Raw genomic sequence first — 17872 nt, 5'->3', positions numbered from 1 at the left:
TGCAGTAGAGCAGTTGTGAATAGAGTTCACAAGCATGAGTCTTGTGGACCGTGTGTGCGAGGTGGCCTAGGATCGCGGCAATGAGCCAGGACACGACCGTGACCGCGGCGGACATCGCGCGGCTCGGCGACGTGGGGCGGGCGGCGGTGAGCAACTGGCGTCGCCGGCACGAGGACTTCCCCGAGCCCGTCGGCGGCACCGCGTCCAGCCCGCTGTTCTCGCTGCGCGAGGTGGAGAGCTGGTTGCGGCGCAACGGAAAGGCGTTCGAGGTCTCCCTCGCCGACCGCGCCTGGCAGCAGCTGCGCGCCTCGGGCGAGGACCTGCGGCTCGGCGAGCTCGTCGCGGGCGCCGGCGCGCTGCTGGCCCGCCTCGCCGGCCGGGAACCGCCCGGCCACGACGGCCTCGCGCTCACCGATCCCGCGCTGATCGGCCTCATCACCGACCTGGCGGCCGAACGCGGCAGCCTGGACGCCTTCGAGTTCCTCTGCGAGCGCTACCAGGAGGCGCACTCGCGACGGCTGTCCGGCACCCCCGCCGACATCGCCGCCCTGCTGGCGCGGCTGGCCTGCCAGGACGGCGGCACCGTGCTCGACCCGGCCTGTGGGCTCGGCACGCTGCTGCTCGCCGCGCCTGCCGCCCGCGCGCTCGGCCAGGAGACCGCCCCGTCCGCCGCGCTGATCGCCGCCGTCCGCCTCGGCCTTCGCGAGGTGCCGGCCGCGTTCGTCGTCGCGGACTCCCTGCGGCACAACGGCTTTCCCGGCGAGCTCGTCGACGCGGTGCTCTGCGACCCGCCCCTGCACGACCGCGCCTGGGGCTACGACGAGCTGACCGCCGACCCGCGCTGGGAACACGGCCTGCCGCCGCGCGGCGAGCCCGAACTGGCCTGGCTCCAACACTGCCTCGCGCATGCGCGGCCCGGCGGCCTCGTGGCGATCCTGATGCCGCAGGCCGCGGCGAGCCGCCGCCCCGGTCGGCGGATCAGGGCGAACCTGCTGCGGTCCGGCACCCTGCGCGCCGTCGTCACCCTCACCGACGGCGGCCCCGACCTGTGGCTGCTGCGCCGCCCGCTGCCCGGCGAGCCGCCGCCCGCGCACCTGCTCACCATGGAGGCCGATGGCGACCTGGCCGCCGTCGAGACCGCCTGGCGGCAGCACCTGCGCGAACCGGCCGCCGAGCCGCCCGCCCCCGGTCGCGCGGTGCGCGTCATCGACCTGCTCGACGAGGACGTCGACCTCAGCCCGGCCTGCCACGGCGGCCGGCACCCCGGCCGCGACCTCGGGGCCGAGTTCGCCGCGACGCTGGACCGGCTGCGCGCGGCGGCGCTCCCGCTGCCCGACCTCGCGGTGCTGGCTGAGCCGAGGACGCCGCCGACCACCACGATCGGCGAGCTGGCCAGGGCCGGCCTGCTTACCATCGCGCACGCGCCGACCAGGCTGCGCACTGACGGCGGCGACCTACCCGTGCTGCTCGCCGACGACCTGGCCACCGGCAGCGCGCCCTCCGGCCGGACCGAGCACCAGCCCGGCCTGGTCACCCTGGCCAGGGGCGACGTCGTCGCCGCGCCGACCGGCGCGGCCAGGGTCGTCGACACCGACGGCGCGGTGCTCGGCCCGTACCTGGCCCGCTACCGGGTCGACCAGGAGCGGTTGGATCCCGACTTCCTCGCCGGGGTGCTGCGGTCCGCAGACCCCCGCGCGTACCCCGGTTCCAGCCGGATGGACGCGCGCCGGACGCAGCTGCCCAGGCTGTCCCTGGCCGAGCAGCGCGCGTACGGCAGGGCGTTCCGCCAGCTCGCCGCGCTGGCGGACGCCGTGCGCGATGCGGCGGAACTGGGGGAGAAGCTGGTCGGGCTAGGCTTTGCCGGACTTGTCGACGGTCACCTCCGGCCCAACACCTAGGCACAACGGAGGTTCCTGGGGAGGCCGGATGCTCATCGCTGACCGCTACGAGCTCGACGAACTGCCCCTCGGGCGGGGCGGCATGGGCACCGTGCACGGCGGCCACGACAAGCACCTCGACCGAAGGGTGGCCGTCAAGTTCCTGCAACTGCCCGGCGGGCCCGACGACGAGCTGGAACGCCGGTTCATCCGCGAGGCGCGGATCCTGGCGCGGCTGGAGCACTCCGGCGCGCCGACGCTCTACGACTTCGGCATGCACGACCAGCGCCTGTTCCAGGTGATGCAGTTCATCGACGGCGTCACCGTCGCCGACCTGGTCGGCGAGCACGGCCCGCTGCCGGTGCCGTGGGCCGCCGCCATCGCGGCCCAGGCGTGCGCAGTGTTGGCCGCCGCGCACGAACTGTCCATCTGCCACCGGGATCTCAAGCCCACCAACCTGATGCTGTGCCCGGACGGCAGCGTGAAGGTGCTCGACTTCGGGCTCGCCATGCTGCGCGAGAGCGACGTCGCCCAGTTCACCAGGGCGGGCCAGATCCTCGGCACCCCGGCGTACATGGCGCCGGAGCAGATCCAGCGCGGCATCGCCGGGCCGCGCAGCGACCTCTACGCGCTGGGCTGCGTGCTGCACGAGATGGTGACCGGGCGGCAGCTGTTCACCGGCCCGACCGCGTACGCGGTGTTCGACAAGCAGGTGAGGCAGCGGCCGCCCTCGGTGCCCGGCGCGCCGGCCGAGCTGGACCGGCTGATCCAGGAGCTGTTGGCGAAGGAGCCCGCCGACCGCCCGGCCGACGCGAACTCCCTCTACACCCGGCTGGTGCCCTTCGCCCTCGACCTGCCGATGCTGCCCGGCTTCCTCAGCTCGCCGTCGGTGCCAAGCCCGGTGCGGATGTACGCGCGCATCGTCGGACAGGTGCTGCCCTAGCGTTGCCCCGCAAGGGTTTCCGGGCTAGGCCTTGCCGATCAGGCCGTCGAGGTGCGCGGCGGCGACTCGCTTGGGCACCACCATCCGCCAGGCCTCGACCACCAGCTCGGTCATCTCGTCCTCGTCGATGGCGGCCAGCCACACGCACACCCAGTTGTACCGCTCGTCCGACGGCCTCGGCGGGTGGAACTTCGTCGGCTCGGCCTCGATCAGCGCGGCGCGTTCTTCCTTCGGGAACGCGAAACCCATCGTGGTCTCGTCGCGCGAGAACGCGACGTACACGATCTGGCCGACCCGGAACTTCACCCGGTCGCGAATCAGGTGCTCGGTGGTTCTCGGCAGCGTCAGCGCCAGCCGCCGCACGTCCTCGACGGTCACCATGGCCGTCCCCCTCCGCCTCGTGCTGTCGGCCACATGATGCCGGGCGACACCGACAACGCGGCCGCCGCGTCAGGGCACCAGCACCACGCGGCCGAGCTGCGTGCGGGACTCCAGGATCCGGTGCGCCTCGGCCGCGTCCGCGAGCGGCAGCCGAGCGTGCACGGCGGCCCGCAGCCGGCCGGCCGCGACGTGCCCGAGCACCTCGCGGATGCCGTCGTCGACGAGGTCGGGACGGTGCTGCCGCAGCTCCGAGAACGCGAAGCCGGTCAGGGACTTCATGCCGAAGACGTCCATCGGCGACGCCGCAGGCTCGGTGAGGTCGCCCATGGCTCCGTAGACCACCAGCCGCCCGTACGGCGCGAGCAGCCGGAGACCGGCGCGCAGGACCTCCCCGCCGATGCTGTCCGCGACCACGTCGACACCGCGGCCGCCCGCCGCCGAGGCGACCTCGTCGGCCCAGGCGTCGGAGCGGTAGTCGATCGCCACGTCCGCGCCGAAGGACCTGGCGAAGTCCAGCTTCTCCGGCGAACTCGCCGTCGCGATGATCCGGCCAGCGCCAAGCGCCCTGGCGAGCTGGACGAGCAGGTGCCCGATCGCCCCTGCCGCGCTGTGCACCAACACGGTCTCGCCTTCCGCGAGCCGCCCGGTCCGCAGCACGCCGAGCGCCACCTGCGCGGGCGAGGCCAGGATCGTCGCCTCGGCGGCGTCCATCCCGGCCGGCACCGGGACCAGCCAGCGTGCCTGCGCGATCCCGTGGTCCGCGTACGCGCCGTCGCGGACGACGGTCGCGACGCGGTCGCCGACGCGGACACCGGTGACGCCGTCGCCGACGGCGACGACCGGGCCGACCACGTCGCCGGAGGGCGCGCCGGGCAGTCCGGAGTGCAGCGCGCGGGTGGTTGCCGTCGACGCGGCGCCGGACGCGCGCAGCGTCGCCCCGCGCCGCAGCGTTTCCACGTAGTTCACGCCGACGGCCTCGGTCCTGATCAGCACCTCGCCGGGACCGGGGCTGGGCGTGTCCGCCTCCTCGATCCGCAACACCTCGGGACCGCCGTGCTGGTGGTAGCGGACGATGCGCATGGGCTGCTCCGTATTCATTGGTGAGACCAACGTTGGTGAGACCAACGTTAACACCGTGATCGTCGGTCGCGTCAAGGGGACGCGACGAGCCGCCGGGTAGGGTGTCGGCCGTGACGTCGAGTCCGGAAGCCTTGCGGCGCCTGCCATCCCTGCTGCTGGAGCGCGCCGCCGCGCGCGGGGGCCGGCTGCTCACCGACGAGCTGGCCGAGTGTGGCGTGCGCAGGCGGCACTACCTCGTGCTGGCGGCGATCGCCGAGTGCGGCCCGGTCGCGCAGGCCGAACTGGGGCGGCAGTTGGACATCGACGGCAGCGACATGGTCGCCGTGCTCAACGAACTCGAGGAGCGCGCGCTGGTGGTGCGCGCCAGGGACGACCGGGATCGGCGGCGCAACGCCATCACGCTGTCCGCCGAGGGCGGGAAGGTGCTCCGCCGTCTCGACCGCCTCGTCGGCCGCGCCAACGACCGGCTGCTCGCCGCGCTCTCGGACGCCGAACGGGGGCAGCTCGTCGCCCTGCTCGCCCGCGTCGCCGAAAGGACCGACCTGGATGGCTGAGCCCGGTGCCACCACCGCTCTCGTCTCCGCACTGCACCAGGTGATGCGCGTGCTCGCCTGGGACCACAACGCGCACTACCACCGCACCCTGCTCCGCAGGCTGCCCGCGCGCGTCTCGCGCGCGCTCGACATCGGTTGCGGCACAGGGGATTTCGCCCGCAGGCTCGCGGCGCGCGCGGACCACGTCGACGCCGTGGACCGGTCCGCGCCGACCGTGGCGGCGGCCGTGGCCGCGACGGCGGGGAAGTCGGTTCGATTCCTCGTCGGCGACGCCCTCGAACTCCCGCTGGACCGCTACGACGCGATCAGCTGCCTGGCCAGCATCCACCACCTGCCCTTCGGTCCCGCGGTCGAACGCCTGCGCGGCCTGCTCACGCCGGGCGGCACGCTGGTCATCCTCGGCTGTTACCGCGAGGAGACCCGCTCGGACCGGTGGCTGAGCCTGGCCGCGGTGCCGGCCAACGTCGCCATGGGGCTCGGTCACGCCGTGCTGCTCACCGGTAACCGTCGATCCGCGCTCGGGCACCGCGCGCCGGTGCTGCCGGCGAGCATGACCCTGGCCGAGATCCGCACCGAGGCCCGTCGGCTGCTGCCCGGCGCGATCATCCGGCGCCACCTGTTCTGGCGGTACACGCTGGTCTACCGGGCCTGACCGCGTCGCCCGCCCTCCGATCCGCCGCGCCGAGGGTGTGACGCACTCGGTCGGGTGAACGGGCCGGTCGCGGGGACCGTCACACCCCGCGACCCCGGGAAGTGTGGTTGACTGTCATCGGTCAGTGGTTTTGCTGGCGCGATTTCGACGCGCTCGCGAAACGATGATGTTGCTCGTGTGTGGGTTTCCTCCAGGTTGTGGGAGAGAGTCCTCCCGCTTGAGACAGGCCCGGGTCGCCGCATCGGCGGCTTCCCGCATCCGTCACCTGTTGAGGAGACAAATCATGGCTAACGGCACCGTGAAGTGGTTCAACGCCGAAAAGGGCTTCGGTTTCATCGCGCCCGAGGACGGCAGCGCCGACGTGTTCGTGCACTACTCCGAGATCCAGAGCGGCGGCTTCCGCAGCCTGGAGGAGAACCAGCGCGTGCAGTACGACCTTGGCCAGGGCGCCAAGGGTCCGCAGGCGACCGGCGTGACCGTCGTCTGATCTGACCTAGCCGGTCGGAACACAGCGAAGGGGCGGTTCCCATTCCATCGGAGTGGGAACCGCCCCTTTCGCGCTGTCGCCGGTTCGCGGTCGCCCGGCCAGGCGATCAGGTCGTCATCTGCCGCTTACCGTCGACGGCCTCCAGGCCGAGCATCTCCAACAGACGTCCGCAGTCCTGCGCGTCGGAGGCGTGATGGGCGACGAGACGGGCCGCCCTGCCGTTCTGGATCTCGCAGTGGATCTTCTCGCTCGCCCGCAACTCGGCGAATCGGTCGTTCTCGTTCACGGGGCTGGCGTGTCGGGCCAAGGTCATGCGGCACCTTCCTTCGACCTGAGGCGACCCAACAACGGGGCCTCGGGACATCTGGATCGAGATCCATGCATCGCGAACCGCCGTCAGGCGACCTGCAGGGCGCAGACCGTCGTCGGGACGAAGGTCCCGGGACCCCTCCATGATGACAGCCCTGACCGAGGGAAACCACCCCGGCCTCCTCGTTACCGTGGGTGTCGGACCGATGCGCCCTACTCTGTAACGTTTCTGTCGCGCAGGGTGACGGATCCGGCTTGCGGTCGCGCGGATCCGGTCAGCGCCGCTCCGGCCTGCCCCGCGCGGTCGGTCGACCGCGTCCTGTAGGCCCCGCTCGACGGTAATCCCTTGGTGGGCAAGAGAATCCCTCCTTCGAGTGATCGTCTCGGGCCGACACCGTCCACAGCGGACAGTGTGATCCGATCGGCGTGCGGCGCGGTCGGTCGGCCGTGTCAGGGCGACACGATTCGGCACGCGGGGTAGCCGTCCGGCTCCGTTGGGGTGTCCGACCAGGTGACAGAAGTAAGACAAACTTTTGCGCGACAAGGGCGTGTGGACTTGCCCTCCGACGGGTAACCATGCTTGTGTCGTTTGTGCGTCACCTGGTCACCGGGCTGGTGCAATCCGCCACTGGTGCGCGTTTGGCTTGCTGAATGCCCTGGTGAGGTGGTTGAGTGCCGTCTGAGGTGTGCGGTGTGGACTGTCCTCAGTGGAAGGAATGTGAAGAGTGGCTCTACCTACCTTGACTCCGGAGCAGCGTGCGGCAGCCTTGGCCAAGGCGGCTGAGGTCAGGAAGGCTCGTTCCGAACTGCTGGCGTCGCTCAAGAGCGGCGAGAAGACCATCCAGCAGGTGTTGGCCAACGCCAAGACCGACGTGCTCGTTGGCAAGACCAAGGTCGTGCAGCTGCTCAAGGCGCTGCCCGGCTACGGCCCCGCCAAGGTGACCGCGCTCATGGAGGAGACCGGTGTCGACGCCAACCGGCGCGCGGCCGGCCTCGGCGACAAGCAGCGCGCGGCACTGCTCGACAAGCTTGCGTAGCTCGTAGTTGCTTGAGTAGCTCTTAGTTGACGGTGCGTCCGGCCGAATTCGATTCGAGTTCGGCCGGACTCACGGTTAACGGTCCGAATTTCTTGCCCGGCCGATTCAGGTGCCGAGCAGTCCGCGTTCCAACGCGACGATCACGGCGGCGGTCCGATCGGACACGTCCAACTTCTTGAACGCCCGCAGCAGATGCGTTTTCACCGTCGCCTCGCCGATGAACAGCTCCCTGCCGATGTCCGCGTTCGTCAGGCCCCGGCTCACCAGCCGCAGCACCTCGCGTTCCCGCTCGGACAACGCGTTCGGCTCCGGCGCACGCGCTCGGAACAGCCGGCTCGCCACGGCGGGCGACAGCACGGTCTCGCCGCGCGCGGCCGCGCGCACCGAGCCGATCAGCTCCGCCCGCGACGAACCCTTGAGCAGATAGCCGACCGCCCCGGCCTCGACGGCACGCAGGATGTCCGCGTCGCTCTCGTAGGTGGTGACCACGACCACCCGAACCTCCGGTGACCTGGCCAGGATCCGCGCCGCGGCCGTCACCCCGTCCAGCTCGCCCATCCGCAGGTCCATCAGGACCACGTCCGGCCGCACCGCGGCGGCGAGCGCCACCGCCTCCTCGCCGCTGCCAGCCATGCCGACCACCGAGATGTCCGGCGCGGACTCCAGCATCGCCGACAGGCCCTCCCGCACCACCGGGTGATCGTCGGCCAGCAACACCCGGATCTCGTCGCCCTCAGGCATCTCCGCCCACCTCCGCCACGCCAGCTCCCTCCGGGCCGCGCAGCGGCACGACCACCTCGACGACCGTGCCGACCCCCGGATCGCTCGTCACCGTCACCGCACCCCCGATGTCTGCCACCCTGCCGCGCAGACCACGCAGGCCGAAGCCCTCCCTGTCCGGATCCACCTCGAACCCGCCGCCGTCGTCGGCGACCGTCAGCCGCACACCGGAATCGCCGTAGTCCAGCCGCACCGACACCTCGACGGCGCCAGCGTGCCGGCGGATGTTCGCCAGCGACTCCTGCGCCGCGCGCAGCAGTACCACCCCGACCGCCGTCGGCACCGGGAACTCCGCGCCGGTCGCCGCGTAGCGCACGGACAGCCCGGTCTCCGCGGCGAGCGCGTCAGCCTGCCGACGCACCGCCTCGGGCAACGGGTTGTCCCGCAACGGAATCGGGGTCAGCGCCGCGACGAACTCCCGAGTCTCGGCCAGGTTCTCCTTCGCGGCCCGCGCCGCGAGGCCGAGATGCCGGCGGGCCAGGTCCGGCGCGTCGGCCAACTCGGACTCGGCGGCCTGCACGAGCCCGATGATGCTGGTGAGTCCCTGCGCGACGGTGTCGTGGATCTCCCTGGCCAGCCGCTCCCGCTCGGCCGCGATGCCCGCCTGATGGGACAGTTGGGCCACCTCGGCGCGGCTGCGCCGCAACTCCTCGATCAGCCGCGCCCGTTCCCGGCTCTGCCGCGCCATCCTGGTGATCCACAGCCCGAGCAGCACCGCGAGCGCGATGTTCAGCAGCGCGGCCGGCAGGAGGCCGAGCGCGCTCTCCCGCGACCCCGTGGTGAGCCACACCACGGTGGTCGGCAGCAGGTTCGCCAGCAGCACTATCGCGAGCGCCGGGCCGGTCGCCAGGCTCATCAGCAGCATCGGGCAGATCGCGAACAGCGCGTAGGAGGCGGACACGTCCAGCGCGATCGCCGCGACGAACAGCGCGATGAGGCCGACCGCGAACACCACAGCGGGTCGGCCGCCGCCGGCGCTGGTCATCAGCCTGCGGCCGAAACCGGCGTACCACGGCACGATCAGGGTGAGCGCCACGACCGCGTAGGCCACCCGCCCGGACGCTCCGCCGGACATGATCAGCAGCCCGACAGTGATCACATAGGACACCGCGAAGTAGGCGTCCCACAGGCCGAACCAGCGCAGGCTCGCGTCCGGCACTGCCCTTGTCGGGGACTCGGGCCGGGGGATGGGATCGCGCACGACCCAAGTCCTATCACGTCTGCGGCGCGCCGCTGTCCGTCGACCGGTGGACAGCGGGGTCAGTCGCTCGGTCGTCCCGGCGGGCCGATCCGCGCCATAGCGTCGAGTCGAGTCGGAACCGAGCCAGTGAGGGCGATGCAATTGAGTGCACTGTGGACCACCGTCGCGGTCAGCGTGACGGTGCTGATCGTGATTCTCGCCAGCGACCTCGGCAGCCGCCGGGTCACCAGGATGCGGCTGATCCGCCCGCTCGTCGCGGTGGCCGTCGTCATCGCGGTGTTCTTCCGCCTGCCGTCGTTGGCCGGCAACGATCTCGCGCTCCAGGTGACCGGCGCCGGCGTCGGGATCATCCTCGGTCTGGTCGCCGGCGTCCTGCTGCCCGCGCGGCTCGACCAGGACGGCGTGGTGCGCACCAGCGGCGGCGCGCTGTACGCGGCGTTCTGGGTGCTGGTGTCGGCGGCGCGCGTGCTGTTCGTCTACGGCGCCGAGCACTGGTTCACCGAGGGCCTGATCCGGTTCTGCGTGACCAACCGGATCAGCGGACCAGATGTGTTCGCGAACGCCTTCGTCCTACTGGCGCTGGCGATGGTGTTGGCGCGCACCGCGGTCGTGCTGGTGCGCAGCCGCAGGCTCCGCGCAGGCGAGAGGCACGCGCATGCCGAGCGGTGAGACGTGGCGGTTGCGGCCGCCGCGCCATCGGGTCGAGCGGCGCGCCGTCTCGTGGTGGACCGCGCAGGCCGCGCTCGTCGCGCTGCCGACGCCGCTGGTGTTCGCCGTGCTGTGGCTGGTGATTCCGCCCGCGCGGTTCGTGTTCGGCTGGCTGACGCTCGGCACGGTCCTGCCGGCCGTGGCGTACCTCGCGGTGATGCCGCGCTGGCGGTACCGGGTGCACCGCTGGGAGACCACCAGGGACGCCGTCTACACGGCTTCTGGGTGGCTGTGGCAGCGCTGGCGGGTGGTGCCGATGTCGCGCGTGCAGACCGTGGAGTCCGTGCGCGGACCGCTGGAGCAGCTGTTCGGGCTGTCCGGTGTGCAGGTGACCACGGCGTCCGCCTCGGGCGCGGTCCGCATCCGCGGCCTGGACCGCCGGACGGCAGCCGACGTGGTGGCCCTGTTGACGGGAGCGGCGCAGGCGACCGAAGGGGACGCAACATGACCACTGGACCTGACGCGGCTGGACCTGATGCGACTGCTGCTGCCGGGACTGCTGCTGCCACGAATGCTGCTGCCGCTGCCGCGACTGCCGCTGCTGCGGCTTCCGTGGAGACGCCGTGGGAGCGGCTGAGCGGTCGGCTGGTCCCGGTGCACCTGGCCTGGCTCGGCCCGCCGCTGCTGACGGCGGCCGGCACGCTGCTGGCCACCGGGGGCCAGCCGGACCTGCGCGCGGTGCTCACCATGGCGTCGGTCGCCTGCGCCTTCCTCGTCGTCACCGGCCTCAACCTGGTGCGCCTGGCCACCAGCCGGTTCCGGGTCACCGGCGAACGGGTGGAACTGCGGTCCGGGCTGCTGTTCCGCCGGCACCGGGCCACCCCGCTCGACCGGGTCCGCAGCGTCGACCTGGTGGCGAACCCGGTGCACCGGCTGTTCGGGCTGACCTCCGTGCGCGTCGGCACCGGCGAGGCCGGCAGGGGACTGCGCCTCGACGGCCTGACCGCGCGACGCGCCGACCGGCTGCGTCGCGAACTGCTCGATGCGGTGCGGCGCAACGACATCTCGGCCGAGCGCGCCCCGATCGCGCGGTTCGACCCGGCCTGGCTGCGCTACGCGCCGCTGACGATCTGGGGCGTGGCCGGGCTCTTCGCCGTGCTCGGCACCGCCTACCGGATCCTGCACGAGCTGCGGGTCGACCCGTTGGCGCTCGGGCCGGTGCGCGCCATCGTCGATGGTGTCGGCTCGGTGTCGCCGTGGGTGTGGGCGCCGGTCCTGCTGCTGGTCGTGGTGACGCTCGGCGTGCTCGGCTCGGTCGGCCGGTACGTCGAGGGCTGGTGGGGCTTCCGGTTGGAGCGACTGGACGGCGGCGTGCTGCGGGTGCGTCGGGGGCTGCTGGTCACCAGGTCCGTGTCCATCGAGGAGCGGCGGCTGCGCGGCGTCGAGCTGCACGAGCCGATGTTCCTGCGCTGGGGCGGCGGCGCCAGGGTGCAGGCGGTGGCCGGCGGGCTGGGCAGGGCCGAGGAGAACCGGGCGAGGGGGGCGCTGTTGCCGCCTGCGCCGCGCGCCGAGGCGCTGCGGGTGGCCGCCGAGGTGCTCGGCGAGCGCCGGTCGCCGACGCTGGCCGCGCTCTACCGGCATCCGGGAGCCGCGCTGCGCCGCCGGATCATCCGGGGGCTCGCCTGCGCAGTGGCGCTCGTCACGCCGTTGGCCGTCCTCGGTCGGTGGTGGCCGGTGTTCGGGATCGTGGCGCTCGTCACGGCGATCGTGCTGCTACCCCTAGGGGTGCTGCTCGGCGTCGACGCCTACCGGGCGCTCGGGCACGGCCGCGTCGGGCCGTACCTGGTCGCCCGCGCCGGCACGTTCTCACGCCGGACAGTCGCCCTGCACCAGGGCGGCATCGTCGGGTGGACGATCGGCCGATCCGTCCTCCAGCGCAGGTCGGGGCTGTGCACGGTGGTCGCCGCGACGGCGGCGGGCGTCGGCTCGTACCGGGTGCGCGACGTCGGCGTGGCCGAGGGGCTGCGGCTCGCGGAGGACACGGTGCCCGGGTTGCTCGCGCCGTTCGTCGAGGGGACAACCCCGATGGACCGTCCGCCTTTCGTCGAACACGGTCCGTTCAAGAACACCTAAGGAATGACACGGACAGGAACCAAAGACGGACGCGATGCCGCCGAACGGGTCGGTATTTTGGTCGCACCGCGACTCTGCGTGCCCGGGGTGACCGGCAGTCGGCATGTGAGATCTGCGGCACAGCAGTCACTTCGAGGGGGAACCGTGACCAGACCGCCTGCCCGTGCCCCACGCTGCCCAGGAGCGGCGCGATGAGGCATCTCGCCAGGATCAGCCTGGCCAACCGCGCGCTCATCACCCTGATGTCCATCGGCCTGCTGCTGTTCGGGCTCTTCGCGGCCGGTTCCCTCAAGCAGGAGCTGCTGCCGAGCATCTCGCAGCCGTCGGTGACGGTGACGGCCGTGTACCCGGGCGCCGGGCCGAAGATCGTCGAGCGCACCGTCACCGAGAAGATCGAGCAGGCGGTGCAGGGCAGCCAGGGCCAGGAGAAGATGACCTCCTTGTCCCGCAACGGTATGGCCGTGGTGTCGCTCGAGTACAAGTTCGGCACCGACATCGGCAAGACCACCCAGGATCTCCAGCAGAAGCTCAGCAGGATCCAGAGTGAGCTGCCGGCGGGCGTGACCCCGTCCGTCGGCACGCAGAGCATCGCCGACATCCCCGCCGTCTACCTCGCGGCCAGCGCCGACAACGATCAGGACCTGGCCAAGAAGCTCCAGGACACCGCGACCGCCGAGCTGAAGAGCATCCCCGGCGTCAGCGACGCGGTGGTCACCGGCGTGCGCGACCAGCAGGTCGAGGTGCGGCTGGACCGCGCCAAGCTCGCCGCGGCCGGCCTGTCCGTCGACGGCGTCGAGGCCGCGCTGCGCACCGCCGGCACGCCGCTGCCCGCCGGGCAGGTCAACGAGGGCGCGAACGCGTTCCCGATCCAGGTCGGCGGCACCTTCAACACGCTCGCGGACGTGCAGAACTTCCTGCTCACTCCCGACCCGATGGCCCTCGCCGCCGCCGGCGCGGACCGGGCGGCCGCGCCGAAGCCGGTGACCCTCGGCGAGGTCGCCGACGTCAAGCAGGTGCTCGCCGAGTCGACCTCGTTGACCCGCACCGACGGCAAGCCCAGCCTGGGCCTCGCCGTGATGACCGGGCAGGACGGCAACGTCGTCTCGATCTCCGACGCGGTCAAGGCGAAGCTGCCCGACCTGGCCAAGAAGCTCGGCGGGGGCGCCGCGTTCACCGTGGTGTTCGACCAGGCGCCGTTCATCCAGAGCTCCATCAAGGACCTCACCACCGAGGGCCTGCTCGGGCTGCTGTTCGCCGCGCTGGTCATCCTGATCTTCCTGCTGTCGCTGCGTTCCACGCTCGTGACGCTCGTGTCGATCCCGCTGTCACTACTGGTGGCGCTGATCGGCCTGTGGGTCGGCGGCATGTCGCTCAACCTGCTCACGCTCGGCGGCCTCACCATCGCGATCGGCCGCGTGGTCGACGACTCCATCGTGGTGATCGAGAACATCAAGCGGCATCTGAGTCAGGGCAAGGAAAAGCGCTCCGCCGTGCTCGACGCGGTGCGCGAGGTGTCCGGCGCGGTCACCGCGTCCACGCTCACCACCGTCGCGGTGTTCCTGCCGATCGCGTTCACCAGCGGCCTCGTCGGCCAGCTCTTCTCGGCCTTCTCGCTGACCGTGACCATCGCGCTGATCGCCTCGCTGCTGGTGTCGCTGACCGTGGTGCCAGTGCTCGCGTTCTGGTTCCTCAAGGCGCCGAAGCCGGGCGCGCAGGCCGCCGAGACGCGCCGCGACGAGAGCGGCTTCCTCCAGCGGGCCTACCTGCCGGTGATCGGCTTCGCGGTGCGCAAGCGCAAGACCGTGCTGGCGATCGGCCTGCTGCTGCTCATCGGCACCTTCGGCGTGCTGCTGCCCATGGTGAAGACCAACTTCCTGGACCAGTCGGGCCAGGACACCTTCACCGCCAAGCAGGAGCTGCCGCCCGGCACCAACCTGACGACCACCGACGAGGCCGCCAAGAAGGTCGAGACCGTCCTTCGGGCGGTGCCCGGCGTGAAGTCCTATCAGGTCACCGTCGGCGGCGGGGGCGTGGCCTCCGGCGGAGGCGACTCCGGCACGAACACCGCGGACTACTACGTCACCGCCAAGCCGGGTGTCGACGTGAAGACCGTGCAGCAGCAGGTCAGGGACGCCACGGCGAAGCTGTCCGACGTCGGCAAGGTGACCGTCGCCGAGGGCCAGCAGGGCGGGCTCGGCGGTTCCGGTGTCGCCGTCACCGTCTCCGCGCAGGACGAGGCCACGCTGGCCACGGCGGCCGACCAGGTCACCAAGGCCGTGCAGGGCGCGCCGAACGCGGGCGAGGTGACCAGCGGGCTGGCCAAGGCGGCCGACGAGATCACCATCCGCGTCGACCAGCGCAAGGCCGCCGCGCTCGGCCTCAGCGAGGCCCAGGTCGGCAGGGTGATCAGCCGGATCACCCGCAGCGACAAGGTCGCCAAGCTCAACGTCGACGGCAAGCAGCAGGACATCACCGTCCGGGACGCCACGACGCTGGCCGACACGACCGCGCTGCGGCAGCTCCCGGTGTCCTCGGCGGGCGGGCAGACCGTGCGGCTGGAGCAGATCGCCGAGATCGTCAAGGCGCCCGCGCAGACGCAGATCAACCGCATCGACGGCAAGATGGCGACCACGGTGACCGCGAAGACCACCGACAAGGACCTCGGCGCGGTCAGCAAGGACATCACCAAGCGGGTCGGCGACCTGACCCTGCCGGCCGGCGCGACGGCCACACTTGGCGGCGTGAGCCAGCAGCAGAGCGACTCGTTCTCCTCGCTCGGCCTCGCCATGCTCGCGGCGATCCTGATCGTGTACCTGATCATGGTCGGCACGTTCCGCAGCCTGGTCCAGCCGCTGATCCTGTTGGTGTCCATCCCGTTCGCGGCGACCGGCGGCATCGGCCTGCTGCTGCTGACCGACACGCCGTTGGGGCTGGCGTCGATGATCGGCGCGCTGATGCTGGTCGGCATCGTGGTGACCAACGCGATCGTGCTGCTCGACCTGATCCGCCAGTATCGAGAACAGGGGATGAGCGTGCGGGACGCGGTCGTGGAGGGCTGCCGGCACCGGTTGCGGCCGGTGCTGATGACCGCCGTGGCGACCATCTGCGCGCTGACGCCGATGGCGCTCGGCATCACCGGCGGGGGCGGGTTCATCTCCAAGCCGCTGGCCGTCATCGTCATCGGTGGCCTGATCACCTCGACGATCCTGACGCTGGTGCTGATCCCGACGCTCTACACGATGACCGAGGGCGTCAAGGAGCGGCGCAAGGCCCGTCGCGGCAAGGTCGAGGACGCGGTCGAGCCGGAGTTGGCCACGACCAGCGCCTGACCGCGAGCACGACCAACGCCCGATCGCAGGGCGGAGCGGCGCCCCGGGACCCGTCGGTCCCGGGGCGCCGCCGTGTGTCGGCCCTTGGGGCGCCTGGACGTCGGCCGCCCGAGTCGGTTGGATGGTGCTGCGTGATCGTCTTCGGATGGGGGCCCGATGTCAGCGGTTGAGGTCGACAACGATCGGTGGATCCGCCGGTTCCACCCGGCGCCGGACAGCGCGACGCGCCTGGTGTGCCTGCCGCACGCCGGTGGGTCCGCGAGCTTCTTCTTCCCGGTGTCGCGGGCGCTCTCGCCCGCTGTCGACGTGCTGGCCGTGCAGTACCCGGGCCGGCAGGACCGGCACACCGAGCCGACCGTCGACTCGGTGCCCGAACTCGCCGACCTGATCTTCGCGGCGCTGCGGCCGTGGCTGGACCGCCCGCTGGCGCTGTTCGGCCACAGCATGGGCGCGACCGTCGGCTTCGAGGTGGCGCGGCGGCTGGAACAGCGGGCCGGGATCGTGCCGCTCGCCCTGTTCGCCTCGGGCAGGCGCGCGCCGTCGCGGTACCGGGACGAGCTGGTGCACACCAAGGACGACGACGGCCTGGTCCGGGAGCTGACGTTGTTGAGTGGCACCGATTCGCGGCTGCTCGGGGACGAGGAGATGCTGCGGATGATCATCCCGGCGATCCGAGGCGACTACCGGGCGATCGAGGCCTACCGGTGCGAGCCGGGGGCGACGCTGCGCGCCCCGATCGTCGCGTTCACCGGCGACGCGGACCCTCGGACGACGCTCGACGAGGCGCAGGCGTGGCGCGAGCACACCGAGTCGGAGTTCGACCTCACCGTGTTGTCCGGCGGCCATTTCTTCGTCGCCAACCACCAGTCGGAGATCCTGGCGGCGATCTCGGCGCGGGCGCGGACGGTGTCCGCGAGCTGACCGTCACGCCTTGGCGGCCGGGCCCCGGTTGGCGAGGTCGGCAAGGGAGTCGGCGTATTTGAGCATCAGGCGGGCGAACTCCAGCCGGTCCCGCTCCGACCAGTCCCCGGTGATGTACTCGAACGCGGAGCGCTGGTGCCGGCGGAAGCGGGTCATCAGCTCGCGGCCCGCCGGGCTGAGCTGGAGGACGGTGCGCCTGCCGTCCTGCTGGGAGGCGGCGCGGATCAGGTAGCCGGCCTTGATGTTGTCGCTGACCATGCGGCTGGCGACCGAGGGGTCCACGGCGAGGAGTTCGGCGATCGCGCCGACGGTGATCTCCCTGTCGGTGTCCCTGGTGCCCTCCATGACGTGGTTGAGCACCAGGGTCCGGCTCAGGTCCTTGGCCGAGATGGGGTTCTCGACCTCCAGCAGTGAGGTGCGGCGCAGCTTCGAGAACGCCGGGCCGACGGCGTCCAGCAGCTCGTCGGCCGTGCTCGGCTCCTTCGGCGTCATGTGCCCATGATACCTCCGTGACATCGTGAAGGCATGTGTTGACACGAAACTATGTGCATGCAAACATACATATGTCGGCAACGAGGTCGACACCCGAGAAGGAGACCCATCGTGACCACCCTCATCACCGGCGCCCGAGGCAAGGTCGGCCAGGCCGTCATCAACCGCCTGCACTCCGCAGGCGTGCCCGTCCGCGCCGCCAGCGCCAAGCCCGCCGAGCTGACCGTGCCCGCCGGCGTCGAGGTCGCCGAGCTGGTCCTCAACCAGCCCGAGACCTTCGAGGCCGCGCTCGCCGGCGTCCGGCAGGTGTTCCTCTACCCCGAGCCCGCCGGCATCCACCAGCTGATCAAGGCGGCGGAACAGGCCGGCGTCGAGCACGTCGTCCTGCTGTCCTCGTCATCGGTGCTCGGCCCCGACGCCGAGACCGACCCGCTGGCCTCGCACAGCCTCGCCGTCGAACGCGCCCTCGCCGACTCGGACCTCACCGTGACGCTGCTGCGCCCGGACGCCTTCGCCAGCAACGCGCTCGGCTGGACCCACTTCATCGGCCGGTCGATGCCGATCCAGCTCGCCTACCCGGACGCGGGCCTCGCGCCCATCCACCCGGCGGACATCGCCGACATCGCCGTCGAGGCGCTGACCGGCGACTCGCTGCGGGGCCGTGCGGTCACCCTCACCGGCGCCCAGCAGCTCACCTTCCGCGAGCAGCTCGCCGTGCTCGGCGACGTCCTCGACCGCGACATCCCGGTCGTGCGGATCACCCGCGCGGAAGCCGAGGAGCAGCTCGGGGGATACATGCCGGCTCCCGTGCTCCGCTTGCTGCTCGACCTGTGGGCGGCCGCCACCGACCACCCCGTCGCCGTCGCGGACACCACCGAGACCCTGCTCGGCAGGCCCGCCCGCACCTTCCGCCAGTGGGCCACCGAGAACGCCGACGCGTTCGCCGCGAACTGACCCCCACCCGGCGAACCGATCCCATGCGGCGAACCGATCCCATGCGGCGAACCGATCCCATGCGGCGAACTGATCCCCATGCCGCGAACTGATC

Annotated in this window: 18 protein-coding genes; 12 read left to right on the top strand and 6 right to left on the bottom strand. The window is 71.7% G+C overall.

What is annotated here, in order from left to right:
- Positions 1-80: 80 nt before the first annotated feature.
- Both F0L68_RS00410 and F0L68_RS00405 read left to right on the top strand, forming a co-directional pair.
- A complete protein-coding gene (locus F0L68_RS00410) occupies positions 81-1898 on the top strand; it encodes an N-6 DNA methylase (RefSeq protein WP_149847341.1) in 1818 nt (605 codons plus the stop codon).
- A 28-nt stretch (positions 1899-1926) separates the two neighbouring features.
- Positions 1927-2820, top strand: coding sequence for a serine/threonine-protein kinase (locus tag F0L68_RS00405; RefSeq protein ID WP_149847340.1), 894 nt, complete (start codon positions 1927-1929; stop codon positions 2818-2820).
- A gap of 24 nt (positions 2821-2844) precedes the next feature.
- Here the strand turns inward: F0L68_RS00405 and F0L68_RS00400 are convergent, their stop codons facing one another.
- Together F0L68_RS00400 and F0L68_RS00395 are read right to left on the bottom strand one after the other, a co-directional pair.
- Positions 2845-3201: an MmcQ/YjbR family DNA-binding protein gene (locus F0L68_RS00400; RefSeq protein WP_149847339.1), complete on the bottom strand. Its 357-nt coding sequence runs from the start codon at positions 3199-3201 to the stop codon at positions 2845-2847.
- A 69-nt stretch (positions 3202-3270) separates the two neighbouring features.
- The gene (locus F0L68_RS00395; protein ID WP_149847338.1) at positions 3271-4281 is read right to left on the bottom strand and encodes a quinone oxidoreductase family protein; all 1011 of its coding nucleotides are present in this window, start codon (positions 4279-4281) and stop codon (positions 3271-3273) included.
- Between the two features lie 110 nt (positions 4282-4391).
- Here F0L68_RS00395 and F0L68_RS00390 point away from each other — a divergent pair, with 110 nt between their 5' ends.
- From F0L68_RS00390 to F0L68_RS00380, 3 genes are all read left to right on the top strand, one after another.
- Positions 4392-4835, top strand: coding sequence for a MarR family winged helix-turn-helix transcriptional regulator (locus F0L68_RS00390; RefSeq protein WP_149847337.1), 444 nt, complete (start codon positions 4392-4394; stop codon positions 4833-4835).
- Positions 4828-5487, top strand: a complete 660-nt coding sequence (locus F0L68_RS00385; RefSeq protein WP_223198371.1) for a class I SAM-dependent methyltransferase — start codon at positions 4828-4830, stop codon at positions 5485-5487. The genes F0L68_RS00390 and F0L68_RS00385 overlap by 8 nt, the downstream gene beginning before the upstream one ends.
- Positions 5488-5770: 283 nt before the next feature.
- Positions 5771-5974, top strand: coding sequence for a cold-shock protein (locus tag F0L68_RS00380; RefSeq protein WP_149847336.1), 204 nt, complete (start codon positions 5771-5773; stop codon positions 5972-5974).
- Positions 5975-6080: 106 nt separating this feature from the next.
- Here F0L68_RS00380 and F0L68_RS00375 read toward each other — a convergent pair whose 3' ends face one another.
- Positions 6081-6287 carry a hypothetical protein gene (locus F0L68_RS00375; protein WP_149847335.1) on the bottom strand — a complete coding sequence of 69 codons (207 nt, stop codon included), beginning with the start codon at positions 6285-6287 and terminating at the stop codon, positions 6081-6083.
- Positions 6288-7008: 721 nt separating this feature from the next.
- Here F0L68_RS00375 and mihF point away from each other — a divergent pair.
- The gene (mihF, locus tag F0L68_RS00370) at positions 7009-7320 is read left to right on the top strand and encodes an integration host factor, actinobacterial type (protein WP_149847334.1); all 312 of its coding nucleotides are present in this window, start codon (positions 7009-7011) and stop codon (positions 7318-7320) included.
- Between the two features lie 105 nt (positions 7321-7425).
- Here mihF and F0L68_RS00365 read toward each other — a convergent pair whose 3' ends face one another.
- Positions 7426-8061 (bottom strand): response regulator, encoded by a 636-nt coding sequence (locus F0L68_RS00365; RefSeq protein WP_149847333.1) that lies wholly within the window; start codon positions 8059-8061, stop codon positions 7426-7428.
- Complete coding sequence (locus tag F0L68_RS00360) at positions 8054-9301, bottom strand: sensor histidine kinase (protein WP_223198370.1); 1248 nt, start codon at positions 9299-9301, stop codon at positions 8054-8056. The genes F0L68_RS00365 and F0L68_RS00360 overlap by 8 nt, the downstream gene beginning before the upstream one ends.
- A 135-nt stretch (positions 9302-9436) precedes the next feature.
- Here F0L68_RS00360 and F0L68_RS00355 point away from each other — a divergent pair, with 135 nt between their 5' ends.
- The 5 genes from F0L68_RS00355 (at position 9437) to F0L68_RS00335 (ending at position 16332) form a co-directional block, all read left to right on the top strand.
- Positions 9437-9970, top strand: coding sequence for a hypothetical protein (locus tag F0L68_RS00355; RefSeq protein ID WP_149847332.1), 534 nt, complete (start codon positions 9437-9439; stop codon positions 9968-9970).
- Complete coding sequence (locus tag F0L68_RS00350) at positions 9957-10457, top strand: PH domain-containing protein (RefSeq protein ID WP_149847331.1); 501 nt, start codon at positions 9957-9959, stop codon at positions 10455-10457. Before F0L68_RS00355 ends, F0L68_RS00350 begins: the two co-directional genes overlap by 14 nt.
- 104 nt (positions 10458-10561) lie before the next feature.
- Positions 10562-12082 (top strand): PH domain-containing protein, encoded by a 1521-nt coding sequence (locus F0L68_RS00345; RefSeq protein ID WP_223198369.1) that lies wholly within the window; start codon positions 10562-10564, stop codon positions 12080-12082.
- A 191-nt stretch (positions 12083-12273) separates the two neighbouring features.
- Positions 12274-15411 (top strand): efflux RND transporter permease subunit, encoded by a 3138-nt coding sequence (locus F0L68_RS00340; protein ID WP_149847329.1) that lies wholly within the window; start codon positions 12274-12276, stop codon positions 15409-15411.
- Between the two features lie 156 nt (positions 15412-15567).
- Positions 15568-16332 (top strand): thioesterase II family protein, encoded by a 765-nt coding sequence (locus F0L68_RS00335; protein WP_149847328.1) that lies wholly within the window; start codon positions 15568-15570, stop codon positions 16330-16332.
- A gap of 3 nt (positions 16333-16335) precedes the next feature.
- Here the strand turns inward: F0L68_RS00335 and F0L68_RS00330 are convergent, their stop codons facing one another.
- On the bottom strand, positions 16336-16824 hold the full coding sequence (locus F0L68_RS00330) for a MarR family winged helix-turn-helix transcriptional regulator (protein WP_149847327.1): 489 nt from the start codon (positions 16822-16824) through the stop codon (positions 16336-16338).
- Between the two features lie 111 nt (positions 16825-16935).
- Here F0L68_RS00330 and F0L68_RS00325 point away from each other — a divergent pair, with 111 nt between their 5' ends.
- Positions 16936-17778, top strand: coding sequence for an NAD(P)H-binding protein (locus tag F0L68_RS00325; RefSeq protein WP_149847326.1), 843 nt, complete (start codon positions 16936-16938; stop codon positions 17776-17778).
- The last annotated feature ends 94 nt before the right edge of the window (positions 17779-17872 follow it).

Origin of the sequence: Solihabitans fulvus (genome assembly GCF_008386585.1) — a bacterium.
Lineage (GTDB): Bacteria > Actinomycetota > Actinomycetes > Mycobacteriales > Pseudonocardiaceae > Solihabitans > Solihabitans fulvus.
Note: the sequence above shows the minus strand (reverse complement) of the source record. Positions and strands in the feature narration are given on the sequence as shown.

Coding starts and splice junctions, on each gene's coding strand:
- F0L68_RS00385 (WP_223198371.1), top strand. CDS start 4,828: ATGGCTGAGCCCGGTGCCACCACCGCTCTCGTCTCCGCACTGCACCAG.
- F0L68_RS00380 (WP_149847336.1), top strand. CDS start 5,771: ATGGCTAACGGCACCGTGAAGTGGTTCAACGCCGAAAAGGGCTTCGGT.
- F0L68_RS00395 (WP_149847338.1), bottom strand. CDS start 4,281: ATGCGCATCGTCCGCTACCACCAGCACGGCGGTCCCGAGGTGTTGCGG.
- F0L68_RS00355 (WP_149847332.1), top strand. CDS start 9,437: ATGCAATTGAGTGCACTGTGGACCACCGTCGCGGTCAGCGTGACGGTG.
- F0L68_RS00410 (WP_149847341.1), top strand. CDS start 81: ATGAGCCAGGACACGACCGTGACCGCGGCGGACATCGCGCGGCTCGGC.
- F0L68_RS00365 (WP_149847333.1), bottom strand. CDS start 8,061: ATGCCTGAGGGCGACGAGATCCGGGTGTTGCTGGCCGACGATCACCCG.
- F0L68_RS00375 (WP_149847335.1), bottom strand. CDS start 6,287: ATGACCTTGGCCCGACACGCCAGCCCCGTGAACGAGAACGACCGATTC.
- F0L68_RS00405 (WP_149847340.1), top strand. CDS start 1,927: ATGCTCATCGCTGACCGCTACGAGCTCGACGAACTGCCCCTCGGGCGG.
- F0L68_RS00400 (WP_149847339.1), bottom strand. CDS start 3,201: ATGGTGACCGTCGAGGACGTGCGGCGGCTGGCGCTGACGCTGCCGAGA.
- F0L68_RS00350 (WP_149847331.1), top strand. CDS start 9,957: ATGCCGAGCGGTGAGACGTGGCGGTTGCGGCCGCCGCGCCATCGGGTC.
- F0L68_RS00335 (WP_149847328.1), top strand. CDS start 15,568: ATGTCAGCGGTTGAGGTCGACAACGATCGGTGGATCCGCCGGTTCCAC.
- F0L68_RS00330 (WP_149847327.1), bottom strand. CDS start 16,824: ATGACGCCGAAGGAGCCGAGCACGGCCGACGAGCTGCTGGACGCCGTC.
- F0L68_RS00340 (WP_149847329.1), top strand. CDS start 12,274: ATGAGGCATCTCGCCAGGATCAGCCTGGCCAACCGCGCGCTCATCACC.